Source organism: Bartonella sp. AP57NXGY (assembly GCF_042195805.1).
In the GTDB taxonomy this organism is placed as follows: domain Bacteria; phylum Pseudomonadota; class Alphaproteobacteria; order Rhizobiales; family Rhizobiaceae; genus Bartonella.
Map to the genome: position 1 here is coordinate 1 of NZ_JBHIOZ010000289.1, position 1,355 is coordinate 1,355.

Consider the following 1,355-nt stretch of genomic DNA (forward strand, 5'->3'; position numbering starts at 1 on the left):
TGAGGCGCCTGTGGGGCGGCTGGGGTTGATGAGAGTGCGTGCTGAGGTGCGTTTGTGGCGGCTGGAGTTGTGGAGCAAAGGGCTTGCCAGCCAAACAAAATCGGTTCACAGTGTGCTGCTGTAGGTTTTGTTTTTGCTCCCGTTTGTGCAAGCCGTTCTTTGACTAAAGCAAGGGTGCCGTCGGGTTTATAAAAGGGGAAAATGATTTTTTCGCCATTTTCTCCTATGCGGTAACGCTTTATAATCTCTAGAGGAATGCGGCGTTCTTCATGGAGATAGGTTTTTACAAGATTCTGCGGGCTCTGCCCTTTAGGAACCGGTGGACGGCGATAGGAACGATGAGGCGCCATAAAGGGTTTGGGGCGTGTCAGATTGAGAGTCGCGCGTGCTTCTTCTAAGGCTTGAGAGAGGCTAATGCCTTTGACTTCACACCAAAGGTCTAAAAGATCTCCTCCTGTGCTTTCTGCAAAATCATACCAAAGTCCTGCTTTACTACCACTTAAGCAAATCGATAAACTTTGACCAGCTTCACCACGTGTGTTGCCTACAATCCAATTGTTGCCTCGTTTGTGCCCTTGGGGAAGAAGCATTTCTGCTATTCTATCGGCTTGTGAGATAAGTTTTTGTTTGATTTCAAAAATTGTGCTCATGGTCATTCGTGATATTATTGTCGTTTTTCTCAAGATGTGGGAGGTGAGGATTCTGTTTTTGCTGTTCTCGTTGTTCGATCACATGGTGAAAGGTCTTATGCTATACGGTCCTTTTTTGCGCGGGACTTGCTCTATCCTGAAAGTTTTTGAAATGGCTGTGTTGGTATCTGTTTGCCAAGGGTTTAGGAAGGTGGAGCCCTTTGAGAGGGGCGCGTTGGAAGCAGGTAGGGTGGATGATGCAAGAAGGTGGGTGGATATATCTGTGAGGGTGTGGTGCATGTTGGAGTCCTGTTTTGGGATACCTTGTTGGGGCATGTGTTGGGGTGCCTGTGTGGGAGGGGGAGTGCCAAAGAGTTTGCTTTTCATTGAAGGTTTTTGAAGCTGCTCTGTTGATGTCTGCTTGCCAAGAGCATGGGAAGTGGCGCCTTGAGAAAAAGGAGGAAAGCGGAAAGGAGGAAGGGGGTGAAAGAAGGGTGGGGTGGATATGTCTGTGAGAGGGTGGTGCATGCTGGAGTCCTGTTTTGGGATACCTTGTTGGGGCATGTGTTGGGATGCCTGTGTGGGAGGGGGAGTGCCAAGGAGTTTGCTTTTCATTGAAGGTTTTTGAAGCTGCTCTGTTGATGTCTGTTTGCCAAGAGCATGGGAAGTGGCGCCTTGGGAAAAGGAGGAAGGTGGAAAGGAGGAAGGATGCAAGAAGGTGGGGCG

At 49.1% G+C, this 1,355-nt stretch carries 1 protein-coding gene and 1 pseudogene; both read right to left on the bottom strand.

All coding sequences use genetic code 11. From position 1 onward, the window contains the following. A pseudogene (locus ACFIL8_RS10365) lies at positions 1–650 on the bottom strand (DNA primase); the annotation flags it as partial. A gap of 78 nt (positions 651–728) precedes the next feature. Further along, positions 729–1,355: hypothetical protein (locus ACFIL8_RS10370; RefSeq protein WP_375689701.1), on the bottom strand; the 627-nt coding region annotated here is incomplete at its 5' end.